The following is a 16641-nucleotide window of genomic DNA, read 5'->3' as shown; positions in this document are numbered from 1 at the left end:
TTCTCCCGCGCCCCCCGCCCTCGTCGTGCGCTGGCGGGCGTCGCCCGTGTTGCGCGCCCGACCCCCCCCCGACCCCCCCCCCCCCCCCCCCCCCCCCCCCCCGCTCCTACGGTCGAACCCACAGAGCACCAACACCGGAGCAGCCTAGGCTGCTCTTTTGCTTTTGAAGAGAACACCGCATGAAAGCCGCCGAAACCCGAATCCTTGAATTGCGCGCCGAGCTGGATCAGCACAACTACCGCTATCATGTTCTCGACGAGCCCAGCATTCCGGATGCTGAGTACGACCGGCTGTTCCATGAACTCAAAGCCCTTGAAGCAGAAAATCCACACCTCGTGACGCCGGATTCGCCTACTCAGCGGGTTGGTAGCGCGGCACTGTCGGCGTTTACACAAGTACGCCATGAAGTGCCGATGCTCAGCCTGGGCAACGCCTTCGAAGAAGTCGACATGCGTGAGTTTGACCGCCGCGTAACGGAAGGGCTGGATCTGCCTGTCGGCGATCTTTTCGGTAACGGCGCGAACGTGCAGTACAGCTGCGAGCCGAAGCTCGACGGTCTGGCGGTCAGCCTTCTGTATCGCGACGGTGCGCTGGTGCGTGGTGCCACACGTGGTGACGGTACTACCGGCGAAGACATCAGCATCAATGTGCGCACCGTGCGCAACATCCCGCTGAAGCTGCACGGTACCGGCTGGCCTGACGTGCTGGAAGTACGTGGGGAGGTGTTCATGTCCAAGGCGGGCTTCGAGCGCCTTAATGCGAGTCAGGCGGAAGTCGGCGGCAAGACCTTCGCCAACCCCCGGAACGCAGCGGCAGGTAGCCTGCGCCAACTGGACTCGAAGATTACTGCCAATCGTCCGCTGGAATTCTGTGCGTACGGTCTCGGCCAAGTATCTACGGAAATTTCCGACACCCATATCGGCAACCTGAACCAGCTCAAGGAATGGGGCATGCCGGTCAGCCGAGAGCTGAAACTGGCGAACGGCATCGACGAATGCCTGGCGTATTACCACGATATTGGCGAGCGGCGTTTGGGCCTCAGCTACGAAATCGACGGTGTGGTGTTCAAGGTCAACGATCTGGCTTCACAGCGCGAACTGGGTTTCCGTGCCAGGGAGCCGCGTTGGGCCATTGCTCATAAATTCCCGGCGATGGAAGAGCTCACGGAATTGCTCGACGTCGAGTTTCAAGTCGGGCGTACAGGCGCCGTTACTCCGGTCGCACGGCTCAAGCCCGTCAAGGTAGCAGGTGTGACGGTTGCCAACGCCACGCTGCACAACATGGACGAAGTGGCACGTCTGGGGCTGATGATCGGTGATACCGTGATCATCCGTCGCGCAGGCGATGTGATTCCGCAAGTCGTTCAGGTGGTGCTGGAGCGTCGACCCGAAGACGCACGGGCTGTGGAAATCCCGCAAACCTGCCCGGTGTGCGGTTCTCATGTCGAGCGCACGCAGCTGATCAAGCGCAGCAAGGGCAAGGAAACCGTCAGCGAAGGTGCGGTGTATCGTTGCGTCGGGCGACTGGCCTGCGGCGCGCAACTCAAGCAGGCGATCATCCATTACGTCTCTCGGCGGGCGATGGATATCGAAGGTCTGGGTGATAAAACTATCGAACAATTGGTGGACGAAAAACTGATCGGTTCGCCAGCCGATCTGTACGCACTGACGTTCGATCAAATCGTCGATCTGGAAGGTTTTGCGGAAATCTCCAGCAAAAAACTTCTCAAAGCGATTGAAGACAGCAAGCAACCGACACTGGCGCGTTTCATCTACGCGCTGGGTATTCCGGATGTGGGCGAGGAGACCGCCAAGGTCCTGGCCCGTTCGCTGGCGTCGCTGGAACGGGTCAAACAGGCCTTGCCTGAAGTGCTGACCTATCTGCCGGATGTGGGCCTGGAAGTGGCTCACGAAATTCACAGCTTTTTCGAAGATGAGCATAACCAGAACGTCATTGACGCGCTCCTGGGCGAGCGCGGCCTGCAGTTGCAGGATGAGGGCGAGCTCGGTGCTGAATTCGCTGCCAGCGCAACGCTGGGCGGCATGATCGACAAACTGAACATCCCGTCGGTTGGCCCCGGCGCCGCGCAGAAGCTCGCTGACAAGTTCGGCTCGCTGGAAGGCATCATCAAGGCCGACTGGCTGGACATGCGTCAGGCCTTGCCGGAGAAACAGGCCAGGGCGGTACGGGAGTTCTTCGATAAACCGGAGAACGCCGAGCGTGGCATGACCATCGAAGCCCAGTTGAAAGACTTCGGCATGCACTGGCAGAGCGAGAAAAAAGTCGTCGAAGGCTTGCCATTGACCGGTCAGACCTGGGTCCTGACCGGTTCTCTTGAACTGATGAGCCGCGATGTCGCCAAGGAAAAGCTGGAAAGCCTGGGCGCCAAGGTGTCGGGTTCGGTATCGGCGAAAACCCACACTGTGGTCGCCGGGCCAGGGGCAGGGTCAAAGCTGACCAAAGCCAACGAGCTGGGTTTGAAAGTGCTGGATGAGGAGGCGTTCGTGGCTTTCTTGAGCAAACATGGCATTAATGCGGAATGACCTTTACATAGGAGCCAACTTATTGGCGAGGCGGTCAGCCTGAAAGATGCCCGCCTCTGACAAACCACCTCGCGAATGAATTCGCTCCTACCGGGTCTTGTGCTTCATCAGTTGCAACGGAACGACCACCACCGGCGATGATCTAGTGCATGCTGGCCCACCAGGAGATCGCCATGTACCGGTTTTTCGAACAGCTCAGTTCTCGCATTGCTGCACCCTTCGTTGGCGAAACCCGGCGTAATAGCAAGGTCTGGCAATGTCAGTGTGGCCAGTCAGTATTCTTTCCCAATACCCGGTGCCTGGCCTGCTCGGCTGCGCTGGGTTACCTGCCGGAGCAGGGGCGAATTGCTGCCCTTGAACCCGGTCCCGATCAAGACACCTGGCGGTTGAGTGATGAACCCGGAGCCGGGCTGTATCGGCGTTGCGCCAACCTCGATACCCCTGCTGCCTGCAACTGGCTGTTTCCTGCGTACGATAGCGGCGAATTCTGCATCGCCTGTAGCCTCAACCGAACCATTCCAGATTTGTCGATCCCGGAAAACGGCGAGCGTTGGTGCAAGGTAGAAACGGCCAAGCGCCGACTGGTTGCGCAGTTGATCTCTCTCGGGCTGAAAGTCGTTCCCAAGACCCAGGATGAAGAGCGTGGGCTGGCCTTTGAATTTCTGGGTATCGATCTGGAAGGCAAGGCGCCTACCACGGGCCACGCCAATGGCCTGATCACCCTGGATATCAAAGAGGCGGACGACGCCCATCGCGAGAAAATTCGTGTGCAAATGCACGAGCCGTATCGAACCCTGCTTGGGCATTTCCGCCATGAAGTAGGGCACTACTATTGGGATCGCTTGATCGCGAACACGTGGTGGCAGGATGGGTATCGCAACCTGTTCGGCGATGAACGCGCCAGTTATGCCGAAGCGCTGGATCATCACTATCAGCACGGAGCGCCTGCCGACTGGCAGCAAAATTTCGTCAGTGCCTATGCCACCATGCATCCGTGGGAAGACTGGGCTGAAACCTGGGCACATTACCTGCACATGATGGATGCGGTCGATACGGCACTGGGTTTTGGCATGAGCGCCCGCGAGATGGACCTGGATTATCAGCCCTTCCCGCTGGAGACACTCTACGACCCTCAGCACCCCGGCGGACCGGCCTTCCTGTCGTTCGTCAACGCCTGGATCGAATTGGCGGGCATGCTTAACGAACTGTCACGCAGCATGGGCCAGCCGGACTTCTACCCGTTCATTCTGCCCCCTGCGGTGATCACGAAACTGCATTTCATTCACTTGGTGATCCAGGATGCGGGCGGCAAAGCGGATGAAGTATTGCAGGCACAGTAGGGACTTGCGCCATCACGCAGATCTGTAGGAGCTGCCGAAGGCTGCGATGCGGTGAGTCAGGCAGAATGCTTTCGCAGCCTCCGGCAGCTCCTACAGATTGAGTTATGGCAACGAGTTGCTTACTCCAGGACTAAACCTTCAACACCAACTTCCCGAAATTCTCCCCCTTGAACAACCTCTGCAATGTTTCGGGGAAGGTTTCCAGTCCGTCAACGATGTCTTCACGACTCTTGAGTTTGCCCTGGGCCATCCATCCGGCCATCTCCTGACCTGCAGCGGCGAACTTGCTCGCGTAATCCATGACCACGAAGCCCTCCATGCGAGCCCTGTTGACCAGTAGCGACAGGTAGTTGCTGGGGCCCTTGACCGGCGATGTGTTGTTGTACTGGCTGATTGCGCCACAGATCACGACCCGCGCCTTGGGTGCCAGGCGGCTGAGCACCGCATCAAGGATGTCGCCACCCACGTTGTCGAAGTAAACGTTCACGCCATTGGGGCATTCACGCTTCAACCCTGCCAGCACATCTTCGCTCTTGTAATCGATAACCCCATCGAATCCCAGTTCATTGATCAGTGATTCACATTTCTGCTTGCCGCCCGCGATACCGATGACGCGGCAGCCTTTCAATTTGGCGATTTGCCCGGCCACACTGCCTACTGCGCCCGCAGCTCCGGATATCACTACAGTGTCGCCACTTTGCGGCGCGCCTACATCCAGCAGGGCGAAATAGGCGGTCATGCCGGTCATGCCCAGAGCGGAGAGATAACGGGGCAGCGGGGCAAGGTTCGGGTCTACCTTGTAGAAGCCTTTAGGCTCACCCAGGAAGTAATCCTGAACACCCAGTGCACCCTGGACAAAATCACCCACGGCGAACTGATCATTTTGCGAGCCAACAACTTCGCCCACGCCCAGCGCCCGCATCACTTCGCCCAACCCGACTGGAGCAATGTACGACTTGCCTTCATTCATCCAGCCGCGCATTGCTGGGTCCAGCGACAGATAGTGATTTCTGACCAGAATCTGCCCACTGTTCAGTTCGCCGACCGGTACTTCCTGATAGGTAAAGTCTCCGCGGCTCGCCTCGCCGACCGGGCGTTTTGCTAGCAGGAATTGGCGGTTAGTCTGGGTGCTCATGGCAGCTCCTTGTGAGAGGTTAAACGTTTATTGAAGTCTCTGACTCGGTGCCCGGCAAGTGAAGATCAGCTTGCGAATACGATTCGATCCAGTTCGATGATGAGGCGCCTTATATAAAAGGCTCCGTTTTTTCAAGCGTGGCAGGTAATTCCGGTGTGATTAATGTGTAAGTTTTTACGGGTGTGTATGCAAGTATGACTAAATAGCCGTTTAGAAATGTGCAGTAAGATTTGCGTGGTATTGCAGGGTGTTGTGACCTCTTCATTTATGGAAAAGTGCCGCTCCCCGAGTGAGGGGCGCACTATTTCAAATGGAGTCATACATTGAAGAAGACAATAAGCTCTCTTGCCGCACTGGTCATGGCTGTTTCGTTCGCTGCTCAGGCAGTCGCTAATCCTGCAGATCCTCTGCATATCTCCGGTGACTATACCTGCACAGGGTTCGATAGCCATGACGGCGCATTTAAAGGCGCCTTGACGTTAAAGCTGGACGAGCAGGCCAGTCATTTTCAGCAGGGCTTTGGCGCTTATCAGTTCAAGCTGGACGTCGATATCGATGGGCATGCCTCAACGTTCTCGGGGTATGCCGCAGCACAGGGTCAATCCCTGGCGATGTATTTTGCCAACGACAGCAAACAGGCACCCACGGATCGTGGCGTCGGTCTGGCACTGATTAGCCATGATCAGGACTCAGGCGGAAATTACATTACAACGTTACACAAGTCTTATTACCTGCCGGATTACATGCGTACTTCGAAAGAGGGGAAAGGACCCGGTGGGCGAGGCACAGAAGTCTGCACTAAGGTTATAAAGCGATAGTTGGCGATACAGGATTAGCTGCTTGAGCGGGAAGTGCTGAATAAAGCTTGAGGGGAGGCTCACCACCGCCGGTGTGCAGAGGGGTGACAAGACGATCGATATTCCAGGGTAAATAGTTATGCAGGTAGATCAATAGCCCAGACTGATCTACATTAGTCGCATTGCCTGAAACTTGAGTTGCCGTAATGTCTTCCATTTGTGTGCCTACCCTCTACCCAAACGTCCTGCGCCCCGGAGATGCAGTCGCCCTGGTCTCACCGGCTGGTCCGGTCGCGGCAGGGAAGGTCGAAAGTGCGGTTGAGGTTCTTAAAGGTTGGGGTCTCAAACCTCGAATTTACCCTCACGCACTGGACACTCATTCCTTTTATGCCGGGACAGATGAACATCGGCTTGCTGACTTCAATGCTGCGCTGGCTGATCCGGAAATTCGCGCAATATTCTGCAATCGTGGTGGCTATGGCGCACAACGTATCGTTAGGCATCTGGACTTCGATGCAGTGCGGCGTGATCCAAAACTGGTAATCGGGTTTTCCGACATCACGGCTTTTCACGGTGCGCTCTGGGAGCATGCCCGACTGGCAACCATTCACGGCCCGGTGGCCAGCCAGCTGGAAAGGGGAGGCGTGTTTGCCAGTGGCCTGCGGCAAGCGACCATGAGCATCGAACCGGTTCTGGTGACAGCCAGTCCAGCCGAAGCCACTTTTGATGTGCGTACCCGGGGCAGCGCCCGCGGCGTATTGCTGGGCGGCAATCTGAGCATCCTGAGCAGCAGCGTGGGCACTGATTACATGCCGGATCTGAACGGCACCATTCTGTTGATCGAGGATGTGAGCGAAGCGGCCTATCGCGTCGACCGCTTGCTTACCCACCTGCTTAACAGCGGCGCTTTAGAGGGCCTGGCGGGTATCGCTGTAGGTCAGTTCAGTGAGCCAAAGGGGTCTACAGGCTCGATCACCCATTCAAGCGTATTGATGGAGCGACTTGGCGATCTGGGCATTCCTGTACTGGGTGGCCTTTCCATCGGTCATGACGCGGTCAATTACGCAGTGCCATTGGGCGTTGAGGCCACCCTTGATGCGGATGCCGGTACCTTGCAAGTAGGTGCTGCCACTCGCTGAACCTGCCTTGCACATGTTCAGCGCTCGAACCTTGGTCATTGCTTCAAATCGGGCTTTTAGAGGCGTTCGAGCAGCGCAGTCGAGCTGGTTTCGCTGAAAATTTCAGTGTCGTGGACTGGGTGTGGTCAGCATCGTGTGTCGAATCCATCCTGAAAACGACTCCGGCATAGCTATTAGCCATTATCTCGGCGTCAATCTCTTGTACATCCCTGAAGCCGTTGCGAATCTGCACGATTATTGAATGACGTGATGAAAAGGTACTGATTCAGTGGCCTTCACGCTTTGAGTGATCGAACGGAGATGAGCGCTATGATTTCGGCCGTGCAAGCTCGCGTAGCCAACCTCGGAATGTCGAAAAAACTTGGCGTTGGTTTTACGCTGGTTTTGCTCCTGACTGCGTTGGTGGCGGCCATTGGTGTCTGGTCGCTTAAAAGTATCAGCGTGCATTTCGATGGGTTGAAGCAGATGTCGTCCCTGAACAGCGGGCTGCTCAAGGTTCGATTGCTTGAGCAGGAATACGCGTTGCATAGCGACCCTAAGTTGGTTGAGCAACTGCACACTGGCGTCGATGAATTGAATGCACTCGCCGAACAACTGAAAAGCCAGTCCCCCGCCAGCGAGTCGCGCATGACCGAGGTTCAGCAGACGCTGGTTGCCTACCGCAAGTCCTTCGATCAATTCGTCGATATCAGCCAGAGCAAGGATATTGCTCTGGAAATGGCCAGTTGGTCGGTATCAAGCGTTGCCAACAATTTAGATGTCCTGCAGGCCGGACTGGCAGATGACGGGGCCTATGGGCTCAAGGACTCGAAGGGCGAGCAGGGCTCGAAGTTCATTGAGCAGGCCAACCAGGTCAGTCAGGTTTCCAGATTGATGATGCAGGCCATGGATGAGGCCCGTGTGCGCCTTGACAAGAGTCGCAAGACAGGCTCGGGTGACGAGGTTAAAACCGGCCGGATCGAACAGGCCGATGAGGCCAAGGCGTTGGCTGAAGAACTCAAAGGGGTGGTCAAGGATGAGGGGTACCTGACGGTGTTGGGGGAGGTCAGCACGCATATCGTCAACTTCACCGAAAAGCTCAACGAGTACACCGATCTGCTTGCCAGCGAGGCGCAGGTCTCGTTGCAGTTGGCAGCCAATGCAAGGCAGGTCGTCGAGCAGGTCAAACAGGCCTACGCTGCTGAAGATCAGTCCATGCAGACGCAGCTTGGCATCAACACCTTGCAGATTATCGGTTCATCGGTGGTTGCTTTGTTGGTAGGAGTCATTGCTTCGCTGTTGATCACCCGCCTGATTGTTCGGCCACTGCGAAGTGTGATTGCCATTGCTCGACGTATTGCTGCAGGTGATCTGAGCGGTGGCATTGATGTACAGCGTCGGGATGAGATCGGCCAGTTAATGCTCGCCATGCAGCAGATGGGCGCTGGTTTGAGCGGTATTGTCAGGGGGCTGCAAGCAGGCATCGATCAACTGGCCGTCTCGGCGCATTCCCTTTCAGCCGTGACCGAGCAAACCCATCGCGAAGTCAGCAGTCAGCAGGAGGAGACCGACCAGGTTGCGACCGCCATGAACCAAATGACGGCAACGGTGCATGATGTCGCCCGTAATGCCGAGGAGGCGGCGTTGGCTGCGCAGAGTGCCGACGATAAAGTTACCAGCGGTCAGACCGTGGTACGCCAGAGCCTGCAGCGTATCGAGCAACTGGCCAGTTCGTCGGCATCAGCGAGCAGCAGTATTGAAAACCTCAGTGCTGAAATCCAGAACATAGGCACAGTGCTGGGGGTGATCAAAAGCGTGGCCGAACAGACCAATCTTTTAGCACTGAACGCGGCCATCGAAGCTGCGCGTGCGGGTGAGCAGGGAAGAGGCTTTGCAGTGGTTGCCGATGAAGTACGGGCTCTGGCCAAACGTACTCAGCAATCCACGGAAGAAATCGAACGTCTCGTGAGCAGTCTTCGCAACGGTGCGTCCGCCTCTGTGGCGCAGATCCAGAGCAGCGGTGAGTTGGTCAAACTTGCAGTCAGCGATGTGCTGCAAACCGAAAGTGCACTGGGCAGCATTGCGTCGGCAGTGTCGATGATTCAGCAAATGAATCAGCAAATCGCAGCCGCGGCACAAGAGCAGACTTCAGTGGCTGAAGAGATCAACCGCAGCGTCACCAGCATTCGCGCGAGCGCCGATCAGTCCGCTGTGGCCATGCAAGGCAATGCGACGTCGAGTATTGAGCTGGCGTCGCTGGGAACCGAGCTGAAAGGGATGGTTGGGCATTTCAGGTTGTAGGGTGACTGAGTTTTTGCGGGCCTGTAGGAGCTGCCGAAGGCTGCGAAGCACTTAGCCTGATGCAGCGCCATCGCAGCCTTCGGCAGCTCCTGCAGGTCGCATGTATTCGAAGCGAACGGCCTCTACCTGCCTCTAGCGGCGTGAACGCCCATTCAGGATCACCAACGTCAGAACCCCCGCCACAATCCCCCAGAACGCAGAGCCAATGGACAGCAGGGTCAGGCCCGAGGCGGTCACCATAAAGGTGATCAGGGCAGCTTCACGCTCTTTGGGTTCGTTCATGGCGACTGTCAGGCCATTGATGATCGAGCCGAACAGCGCAAGCGCGGCGATCGACAACACCAGTTCCTTGGGGAATGAGGCGAACAGCGCGGCTAATGCTGCGCCATAGATCCCGGCAATGGCGTAGAACACTCCGCACCAGACTGCAGCGGTGTAACGTTTTTCACGATCTTCGTGAGCATGGGCGCCGGTGCAAATAGCTGCACTGATAGCGGCGAGGTTGATCCCGTGGGAACCGAATGGAGCCAAAACCAGTGAGGCGATGCCGGTTGCGGAAATCAGCGGCGAAGCGGGCACGTGGTAACCATCCGCGCGCAACACTGCGACGCCCGGCATATTCTGTGAGGTCATGGCGACCACAAATAGCGGAATACCAATGCTGACGGTTGCTGCCAGGGAAAACTCCGGCGTGGTCCAGACGGGCATCGCCACTTCAAGTTTGAAACCGCTGAAATCCAGTAAACCTAGCCATCCAGACAATGCCGTACCTACCAGCAAAGCGGCCAGCACTGCGTAGCGTGGGGAGAACCGCTTGATCAGCAAATAGGTAAAGAACATGCCCAGTACCAGTGCGGTACGGTGTTGGGCGGCGACGAAGATTTCACTGCCGATCTTGAACAGAATGCCCGCCAGTAAAGCCGCTGCAAGGGATGCCGGAAGCTTTTTTACCAGCCGGTCAAAGCTGCCGGTCACGCCGCAGATGATCACTAGAACTGCGCAGGTAATGAAGGCGCCGATCGCTTCGGGATACGCCACGCCGCCCAGGCTGGTAATCAGCAGCGCTGCGCCGGGGGTCGACCATGCCACGGTGATGGGTGTTCTGTAGCGTAAGGACAGGCCGATGCTGCACACGGCCATGCCCATGAATAATGCCCAGATCCACGAAGAGATTTGCCCACTGGTGAGCCCTGCGGCCTGGCCAGCCTGGAACATCAGCACCAGCGAACTGGTGCAGCCCGTCATCATGGCAATGAAGCCTGCGACGATGGCGGCGGGCGACGTATCGGCGAGAGGGCGCAGACGGGTGGGGTTTGAAGCGTTCATCGATCCATCCTTGAGCGTGTGCAACGGCAGGCGACAAGCGTAAACGTAGTGCTATCAGGGTGTTGCGATACAGCGGCATTCGTAAACGTGAGTACAGTTACGATGTGCTGAGGGCAATCGTTCAGCTCAGCAACAGAGAGCCCGTAGGGCCGAAGGATTATCTGCGAATGGACCGGCCTCTGTCGGCTAAAAGCGAGGCCTACAGGTCCGGTGCTGGATTTTTAATCATCCTCACGAGAAACAGGCCGCGCACCGCTCTGCAACGTTTTGCCCAGCGCCTCGTTGACTTGCAGCCAACCGTCGACCGCCTCGCGACCCGCCTCGGCAAATACCCGTTGCAGCAGCTTCACCTGTTCGCGGCGCAATGCCTGTTCGAATTTCACGCCTTCTTCGGTCAGCCCGAGTAAACGCTTGCGCTTGTCGCTGTCCGGGGCTGCGCTCTGGACCAGATCCATGGCAATCAGTTGGCGCAGCGGTGCATTCAGCGCTTGCTTGCTCACGCCGAGCACGCTGAGCAGCTCTTTCACGCTCAAGCCAGGGTAGCGAGCGATGAAAAAGACGATGCGCTGATGCACGCGGCTGAAGCCCCGTCGGGCAAGCATTTCGTCTGCTTTGGCCGTGAATGCCTGATAGCCGAAGAAAAAAGCTTCCATGGCGATTTGCTGAGATGCGGAGTTTTTAAGGTCAAGCATATTGACGTATCTAGGTCCGGCGTCGTAATTTCGGTCAACCAGTTTGACTTATTTCCAATTACTTCGGCTAGCGGTGATCTCAATGGCTTTCTCCGAACGCGTGTCCCGGCTTAAAAGTTCTCTGATTCGTGAAATCCTTGCCGCAGCGCAGCGTCCGGAAGTCATGTCCTTCGCGGGTGGCCTGCCTGCCGAAGCGATGCTGCCTCGGGTGGAGTGGACGGACATGCCTGTTTCGCTCGGCCAATATGGCATGAGTGAGGGCGAGCCCGGATTGCGCGAGGCCTTGGCTGCTGAGGCGCGGGCGATTGGTCTGCAGTGCGATGCCAGCCAGGTGTTGATTGTTAGCGGTTCGCAGCAGACACTCGATCTGGCCGCCAAGCTGTACATCGATAAAGGCACGCAGATCGTGCTTGAGGCGCCGACTTATCTCGCGGCGCTGCAGATATTCCAGTTGTTTGGTGCTGACTGCCTGACCGTGCCGCTGCAGGCCGACGGCCCTGATTTACCTGCCTTGCGACAGCAACTGGAGCAGCACAACCCTGCGTTTGCTTACTTGATTCCGACCTTCCAGAACCCGTCCGCAGTGCGTTACAGCGAAGCCAGTCGTGAAGCGGTGGCTGCCTTGCTCGATGAGTTTGGCGTGACCCTGATCGAAGACGAACCTTATCGTGACCTCACGTTTGATGGGGGCAGTGCCAGACCTATCGCCAGCCGTTTGCAAAAGGCCAGTTGGATCTATACCGGCACCGTGTCGAAAACGCTGCTGCCGGGTCTGAGGGTCGGTTACTTGATCGCCAGCCCGGATCTGTTCCCGCATCTACTGCGTTTGAAGCAGTCGGCGGATTTGCACACTAACCGGTTGGGACAGTGGCAGGCGCTGCAATGGATTGGCACCGAGCACTACCGTGAGCACTTGTCTGAGCTGCAGAGCTTCTACCGTCAGCGTCGGGATGCATTTGAGGCTGCACTGAAACGACATTTTGCCGATATAGCTGACTGGAACAGTCCGCAAGGTGGTCTGTTTTTCTGGCTGACGCTCAAGCAGCCAATGGACACACGGAGCTTGCTCGACGAAGCGCTGAGGCAGGATGTAGCGTTTATGCCGGGGGAGCCTTTTTTTGCTGATCCGGATGCCAACCTTGGCTACCTGAGGCTGAACTTCAGTCATATTGATCCGGCCCGTCTCGATGAAGGCCTGAAAAGATTGGCAGCGGTCGTGCGTCAGGCCCGTTTAGAGCAAGTCGCGTAATGGCGTGGACCAGGCGAAGCATTCAAGGAGAAGGGTATGTATAAGGTTTACGGCGATTACAATTCGGGCAACTGCTACAAGATCAAGCTGATGCTTAGCCTGTTGGGTGTTGAGTACCACTGGGTGCCGGTGGACATTCTCAACGGTGAAACCCAGACCGCTGCGTTTCTGGAAAAGAACCCCAACGGCAAGATCCCTGTGCTGGAACTCGAGGACGGGACTTGCCTGTGGGAGTCCAATGCGATTCTCAACTTCCTGGCCGATGGTAGCCAGTACCTGCCGGGTGAGCCGCGGTTGCGTACGCAAGTGTTGCAATGGCAGTTCTTCGAGCAATACAGCCATGAGCCGAGTATTGCCGTAGCACGCTTTATCCAGTTTTACCTTGGGTTGCCTGACGAGCGGCTTGAAGAGTATCGCTCGCTGCACAAGGCAGGTTACCGCGCCTTGGCGGTGATGGAGCAGCAACTGAAGCGCACGCCGTTTCTGGTGGGAGAGACCTTCTCCATCGCCGATATCGCGCTGTACGCGTATACCCACGTTGCCCATCAAGGCGGCTTTGATTTGACGCCTTATCCAGGCATCGAGCAATGGCTGGAGCGAGTGAAGGCGCAGCCCGGCTATGTCGGCATGCTGGATTGATCGTCAGAGACACCTGAAAAAACCGGTCACGCAACATGACCGGTTTTTTTATGTCCGATTGTTTTAGCAGGCTGAAATCGCTGGGTCGGGCTGGCACTGGCGGTTAATCTTCGCGCCGGTCGGGATCAGCTTTGCCCATCCATCACAATTACTCTCGGGAAAGGAGTTCCACATGCGCTTTTCAATGATGGCCGTTTTGACATTCATGGCGCTGGGCATTGGCTGCTCTGCTTCTGCCCAGACAGCAGATTGCAATGCCAACCAGGCGGCCATGAACCGCTGTGCAGGTCAAAAGCTTGCTGCGCTCGATGCTGAGTTGAACAAGCAGTACAAGGCGCAAATGGCCTATTTGCAGAACCCGGCAAAAAAACAGGCGCTCAAGGGCGCGCAGCAGAAATGGATTGCTTTTCGTGATGCGGATTGTCTTTATCAGGTCGGCAAGGCTGAGGACTCCGGCTCAATCTGGCCGCTGCAGCAGTCTCAATGCCTGGCCGAACATACTCAAGTGCGGGTCGAGCAATTGAAGGCGTATTCGACGTGCCGTGAGCAAGGCTGCCCGAACTGATGTCGGGCAGTCAGCATTCAATCAGACGGCTGCGAAGCGCTGATTCAGATAGTCGATGATCACTTTGGACTCGTACATCCAGGTGGTCTTGCCGTCCTCTTCAATACGCAGGCAAGGCACTTTGATCTTGCCGCCCTCATTGAGCAGTGTCTGACGATCCTGTTCATTGTTCTTGGCGTCGTGCAGCACAACCGGCACATTGAGCTTGTGCAGGGTACGGCGCGTCTTGACGCAGAACGGGCAGGCATTGAACTGATACAGGCTCAGATTTTTTGCTGATTGCTCGACGGCTGCCTGAGCCTCGGGCGTGCGTTTTTTCTTCGCCGGGCGGGTGATGAAGTCGATGAAGATGACCAGTTGGCCCAGACCAACCCTTAATGCCTTGATAAACACGTGAAGACCTCGCAGAAGACGGGCGTGAAGTGATCGCCCGCGCCCGGCGAATGCTCAGCCGGGCAGGGCGTCAATCACTTGATGAGGCTGAGGAACTCGCCGCGGGTTGAAGCGTTATCGCGGAATTCGCCGAGCATTACCGAGGTGATCATTGAAGAGTTCTGCTTTTCAACGCCGCGCATCATCATGCACATATGCTTGGCTTCGATCACCACCGCCACACCCAGCGCACCGGTAACCTGCATGATCGCTTCGGCGATCTGACGGCTGAGGTTTTCCTGGATCTGCAGGCGGCGGGCATACATGTCGACGATGCGAGCGACCTTGGACAGACCCAGCACCTTGCCATTGGGGATGTAAGCGACGTGCGCCTTGCCAATGAACGGCAGCAGGTGGTGTTCACACAACGAATACAGTTCGATGTCCTTGACCATCACCATTTCGCTGGCATCGGAGCTGAACAGGGCACCGTTGGTGACCTCTTCCAGAGTTTGTTCATAACCGCGACACAGGTACTGCATCGCCTTGGCAGCGCGCTTGGGAGTGTCGAGCAGACCTTCGCGGGAAACGTCTTCCCCCAGTTGGCCAAGGATCGCGGTGTAGTTCTGTTCCAGTGTCACAGGGGTTGATTCCATAAGGTTTTCAGATAGGTACCATGTCGGGTCGTACCAATGTTGTACCAATCCAGCTCTATTCGAGTTTCCCGATCTCGCCCAATCAGCGCCCGAGTCAAGCGGATGCATAAATCGACAGCGGGATTTGCCGCTTCGCTTAAGCCATTGCCGGGCTTTTTCTGACAGGTCGCACATAGTAGCGTAGGTGCGACTGTAGTTGTATTGCCGTCTATTACAGAAGGGCCTATTGGTGTGACAGCAGGCTGGTCGTTCAGGCTTCTTTAGCTGAAGGCACAGCAGTCGAGAAGGTGGACATCCCGGTAGATTTCTTCACCTTTTTCGATCTCTGCTTTGCGCAGGTCGTAGGACGCTTGAAGATTCAACCAGAATTGCGCAGATGTACCGAGTGCCGTTGCGAGACGCAATGCGACATCTGCACTGATGTTGCGTCGTTCTCTGACAATATCGTTGACTGTCGGGGCCGAGACATGAAGCGCGCGGGCGAGTGCTGCCGGGGTCACCCCCAGTGGCTCAAGAAACTCTTCCTTGAGAATTTCTCCCGGATGTATCGGGCGCATGCCGTTCTTATGCATGGTTCACCTCAGTGATAGTCAACAATTTCTACATGTTCCGGTCCATTGCTGCCCCATACGAAGCAAACTCTGAACTGAGCGTTGATGCGTATGCTGTGCTGGCCTTGTCTGTCCCCCTGAAGCTCTTCAAGCCTATTGCAGGGTGGTGACTTGAGATCTTTCAGCACAGTTGCAGCGTCGAGCATCGCCAGCTTTCTTTCAGCTACATTTTTCACCCCGCTCCAACGTCTGGTCTTGCCGGTTTCAAAAAGCGTCTGGGTATCGATGCAGCGAAAGCTCTGAATCATCTATAATGCTTAACGTTATTCGTTAAATATCGAGTATATAGGAGCGGACTTATTTATCAAGCGGCATCCGGGGGGGATTGTACCCAGTCGCTTACCAAGCCCCTACCAACCCGCTACAGACTTAACACCTCTGGTGCTGTCTGAATGAACAGGTAACAAATACCTGTCGCATGAGAGAGTGAAGTGATGTTTGGTCGAATGGTGAAAGTGGCAATGGTGGTTGCAGTGCTGTCTACAGTTTCAGGCTGTTGGCCGTTCTGGGGTCCAGGCGGACCCGGCGGGCATGGAGGCGGTGGTGGGCATGGCGGCGGCGGTCACTATGAAGGTGGCGACCGCGGTGGTCCGGGTGGCGGCGGCCCTGGCGGGCGTCCATAACGCCCCTGCGTTGATTCAGGCTGCGACGGACTATTCGTCGCGGCCTTCCATCATGGTCCGTTTGAGCATGACGTACACTGCGCCTGCGCCACCATGTTTGGCCTGGCACGAGCAGAAACCCAATACTTGCAGGTGTTGTCGCAACCAGGTGTTGACGTGGCTTTTGATCATCGGCCGCTTGCCATCGAGGCGCACTGCCTTGCCATGGGTAACACGCACGCAGCGGATTTCCAGTTTGGTTGCTTCTGCAAGAAACTCCCACAAGGTTTCCCGTGCGACCTCAACGGTCATGCCGTGCAGGTCCAGGCTGCCTTCGAAGCTGATCTGGCCAAGCTTCAGCTTGCGCATCTGGCCTTCCTGAACGCCATCGCGTGACCAGCTCAGCACATCCTCTGGTCCGACATCGATTACGAACTGATCAGACAATCCGTCGACTCTTGTCGAGTCGGTGCGCACCGTCGCGGACTGGCGTAGTTTGGCCAGGAGTTTGCGGTCGGTTTTCGGTTTGCCTACATCTGCATATTCTTGCTTGATGGGCTTGACGCCGCGTAACTCGTTTTTGAACAGGGAAAAGTCATCGTCTTGCATGTCAGCCTCCGCGAAGGAGGCTAGTTTAACCAAGTCGTAGTGTCAGCGGTGGCGTGATCCCGATATAGGCGCAGTGAGGCGGGACC

General features: G+C 56.7%; 18 protein-coding genes and 1 pseudogene. 10 read left to right on the top strand and 9 right to left on the bottom strand.

Annotation, left to right across the window (positions count from 1 at the left end):
• The first annotated feature begins 179 nt into the window (after window positions 1-179).
• Complete coding sequence (gene ligA / locus ACYASS_RS08290; protein ID WP_463585775.1) at window positions 180-2543, top strand: NAD-dependent DNA ligase LigA; 2364 nt, start codon at window positions 180-182, stop codon at window positions 2541-2543.
• A gap of 173 nt (window positions 2544-2716) precedes the next feature.
• Window positions 2717-3883, top strand: coding sequence for a zinc-binding metallopeptidase family protein (locus tag ACYASS_RS08285; protein WP_463585774.1), 1167 nt, complete (start codon window positions 2717-2719; stop codon window positions 3881-3883).
• Window positions 3884-4013: 130 nt separating this feature from the next.
• Here ACYASS_RS08285 and ACYASS_RS08280 read toward each other — a convergent pair whose 3' ends face one another.
• Window positions 4014-5018 carry an NADP-dependent oxidoreductase gene (locus tag ACYASS_RS08280; RefSeq protein ID WP_463585773.1) on the bottom strand — a complete coding sequence of 335 codons (1005 nt, stop codon included), beginning with the start codon at window positions 5016-5018 and terminating at the stop codon, window positions 4014-4016.
• Window positions 5019-5341: 323 nt separating this feature from the next.
• On the opposite strand from ACYASS_RS08280, the gene ACYASS_RS08275 reads away from it, so the two are divergent.
• Window positions 5342-5836 (top strand): hypothetical protein, encoded by a 495-nt coding sequence (locus ACYASS_RS08275; protein ID WP_463585772.1) that lies wholly within the window; start codon window positions 5342-5344, stop codon window positions 5834-5836.
• Here ACYASS_RS08275 and ACYASS_RS08270 read toward each other — a convergent pair.
• Window positions 5823-6032 (bottom strand): hypothetical protein, encoded by a 210-nt coding sequence (locus tag ACYASS_RS08270; RefSeq protein ID WP_463585771.1) that lies wholly within the window; start codon window positions 6030-6032, stop codon window positions 5823-5825. The two genes, ACYASS_RS08275 and ACYASS_RS08270, sit on opposite strands and share 14 nt — an antisense overlap.
• Between ACYASS_RS08270 and ACYASS_RS08265 the strand changes: the two genes are divergently transcribed.
• The 3 genes and pseudogenes from ACYASS_RS08265 to ACYASS_RS08255 all read left to right on the top strand — a co-directional run bounded on the left by ACYASS_RS08265 (window position 6022) and on the right by ACYASS_RS08255 (window position 9234).
• Entirely contained in the window at window positions 6022-6954 is a 933-nt protein-coding gene (locus ACYASS_RS08265; protein ID WP_463585770.1) for a S66 peptidase family protein, read from the top strand. The two genes, ACYASS_RS08270 and ACYASS_RS08265, sit on opposite strands and share 11 nt — an antisense overlap.
• A gap of 300 nt (window positions 6955-7254) precedes the next feature.
• Window positions 7255-8373: pseudogene (locus tag ACYASS_RS08260) on the top strand (HAMP domain-containing protein); the annotation flags it as partial.
• Window positions 8353-9234, top strand: coding sequence for a methyl-accepting chemotaxis protein (locus ACYASS_RS08255; RefSeq protein WP_463585776.1), 882 nt, complete (start codon window positions 8353-8355; stop codon window positions 9232-9234). The pseudogene ACYASS_RS08260 and the gene ACYASS_RS08255, both read left to right, overlap by 21 nt.
• Window positions 9235-9366: 132 nt before the next feature.
• Here ACYASS_RS08255 and ACYASS_RS08250 read toward each other — a convergent pair whose 3' ends face one another.
• Together ACYASS_RS08250 and ACYASS_RS08245 are read right to left on the bottom strand one after the other, a co-directional pair.
• A complete protein-coding gene (locus tag ACYASS_RS08250; protein WP_463585769.1) occupies window positions 9367-10560 on the bottom strand; it encodes a benzoate/H(+) symporter BenE family transporter in 1194 nt (397 codons plus the stop codon).
• Between the two features lie 221 nt (window positions 10561-10781).
• On the bottom strand, window positions 10782-11252 hold the full coding sequence (locus ACYASS_RS08245) for a MarR family transcriptional regulator (RefSeq protein ID WP_243248113.1): 471 nt from the start codon (window positions 11250-11252) through the stop codon (window positions 10782-10784).
• Between the two features lie 82 nt (window positions 11253-11334).
• On the opposite strand from ACYASS_RS08245, the gene ACYASS_RS08240 reads away from it, so the two are divergent.
• From ACYASS_RS08240 to ACYASS_RS08230, 3 genes are all read left to right on the top strand, one after another.
• On the top strand, window positions 11335-12501 hold the full coding sequence (locus tag ACYASS_RS08240) for an aminotransferase-like domain-containing protein (protein WP_463585768.1): 1167 nt from the start codon (window positions 11335-11337) through the stop codon (window positions 12499-12501).
• A gap of 36 nt (window positions 12502-12537) precedes the next feature.
• A complete protein-coding gene (locus tag ACYASS_RS08235; RefSeq protein WP_243248111.1) occupies window positions 12538-13140 on the top strand; it encodes a glutathione S-transferase family protein in 603 nt (200 codons plus the stop codon).
• A gap of 172 nt (window positions 13141-13312) precedes the next feature.
• Window positions 13313-13705 (top strand): lysozyme inhibitor LprI family protein, encoded by a 393-nt coding sequence (locus tag ACYASS_RS08230; RefSeq protein ID WP_463585767.1) that lies wholly within the window; start codon window positions 13313-13315, stop codon window positions 13703-13705.
• A gap of 21 nt (window positions 13706-13726) precedes the next feature.
• Here ACYASS_RS08230 and ACYASS_RS08225 read toward each other — a convergent pair whose 3' ends face one another.
• From ACYASS_RS08225 to ACYASS_RS08210, 4 genes are all read right to left on the bottom strand, one after another.
• On the bottom strand, window positions 13727-14098 hold the full coding sequence (locus ACYASS_RS08225) for a glutathione S-transferase N-terminal domain-containing protein (protein ID WP_243248109.1): 372 nt from the start codon (window positions 14096-14098) through the stop codon (window positions 13727-13729).
• 74 nt (window positions 14099-14172) lie between these two features.
• A complete protein-coding gene (folE, locus tag ACYASS_RS08220; protein ID WP_243248147.1) occupies window positions 14173-14718 on the bottom strand; it encodes a GTP cyclohydrolase I FolE in 546 nt (181 codons plus the stop codon).
• 275 nt (window positions 14719-14993) lie between these two features.
• Window positions 14994-15305, bottom strand: coding sequence for a HigA family addiction module antitoxin (locus tag ACYASS_RS08215; RefSeq protein ID WP_027898900.1), 312 nt, complete (start codon window positions 15303-15305; stop codon window positions 14994-14996).
• An 8-nt stretch (window positions 15306-15313) separates the two neighbouring features.
• Complete coding sequence (locus ACYASS_RS08210; protein ID WP_463585766.1) at window positions 15314-15592, bottom strand: type II toxin-antitoxin system RelE/ParE family toxin; 279 nt, start codon at window positions 15590-15592, stop codon at window positions 15314-15316.
• Window positions 15593-15778: 186 nt separating this feature from the next.
• Between ACYASS_RS08210 and ACYASS_RS08205 the strand changes: the two genes are divergently transcribed.
• Window positions 15779-15967 carry a hypothetical protein gene (locus ACYASS_RS08205; RefSeq protein WP_463585777.1) on the top strand — a complete coding sequence of 63 codons (189 nt, stop codon included), beginning with the start codon at window positions 15779-15781 and terminating at the stop codon, window positions 15965-15967.
• Between the two features lie 30 nt (window positions 15968-15997).
• Here ACYASS_RS08205 and ACYASS_RS08200 read toward each other — a convergent pair whose 3' ends face one another.
• Window positions 15998-16555 carry a Smr/MutS family protein gene (locus tag ACYASS_RS08200; RefSeq protein ID WP_463585765.1) on the bottom strand — a complete coding sequence of 186 codons (558 nt, stop codon included), beginning with the start codon at window positions 16553-16555 and terminating at the stop codon, window positions 15998-16000.
• Between the last annotated feature and the right edge of the window lie 86 nt (window positions 16556-16641).

This window comes from Pseudomonas sp. HP_14, assembly GCF_055283875.1.
This window is presented reverse-complemented; position numbering and strand designations above follow the sequence as displayed.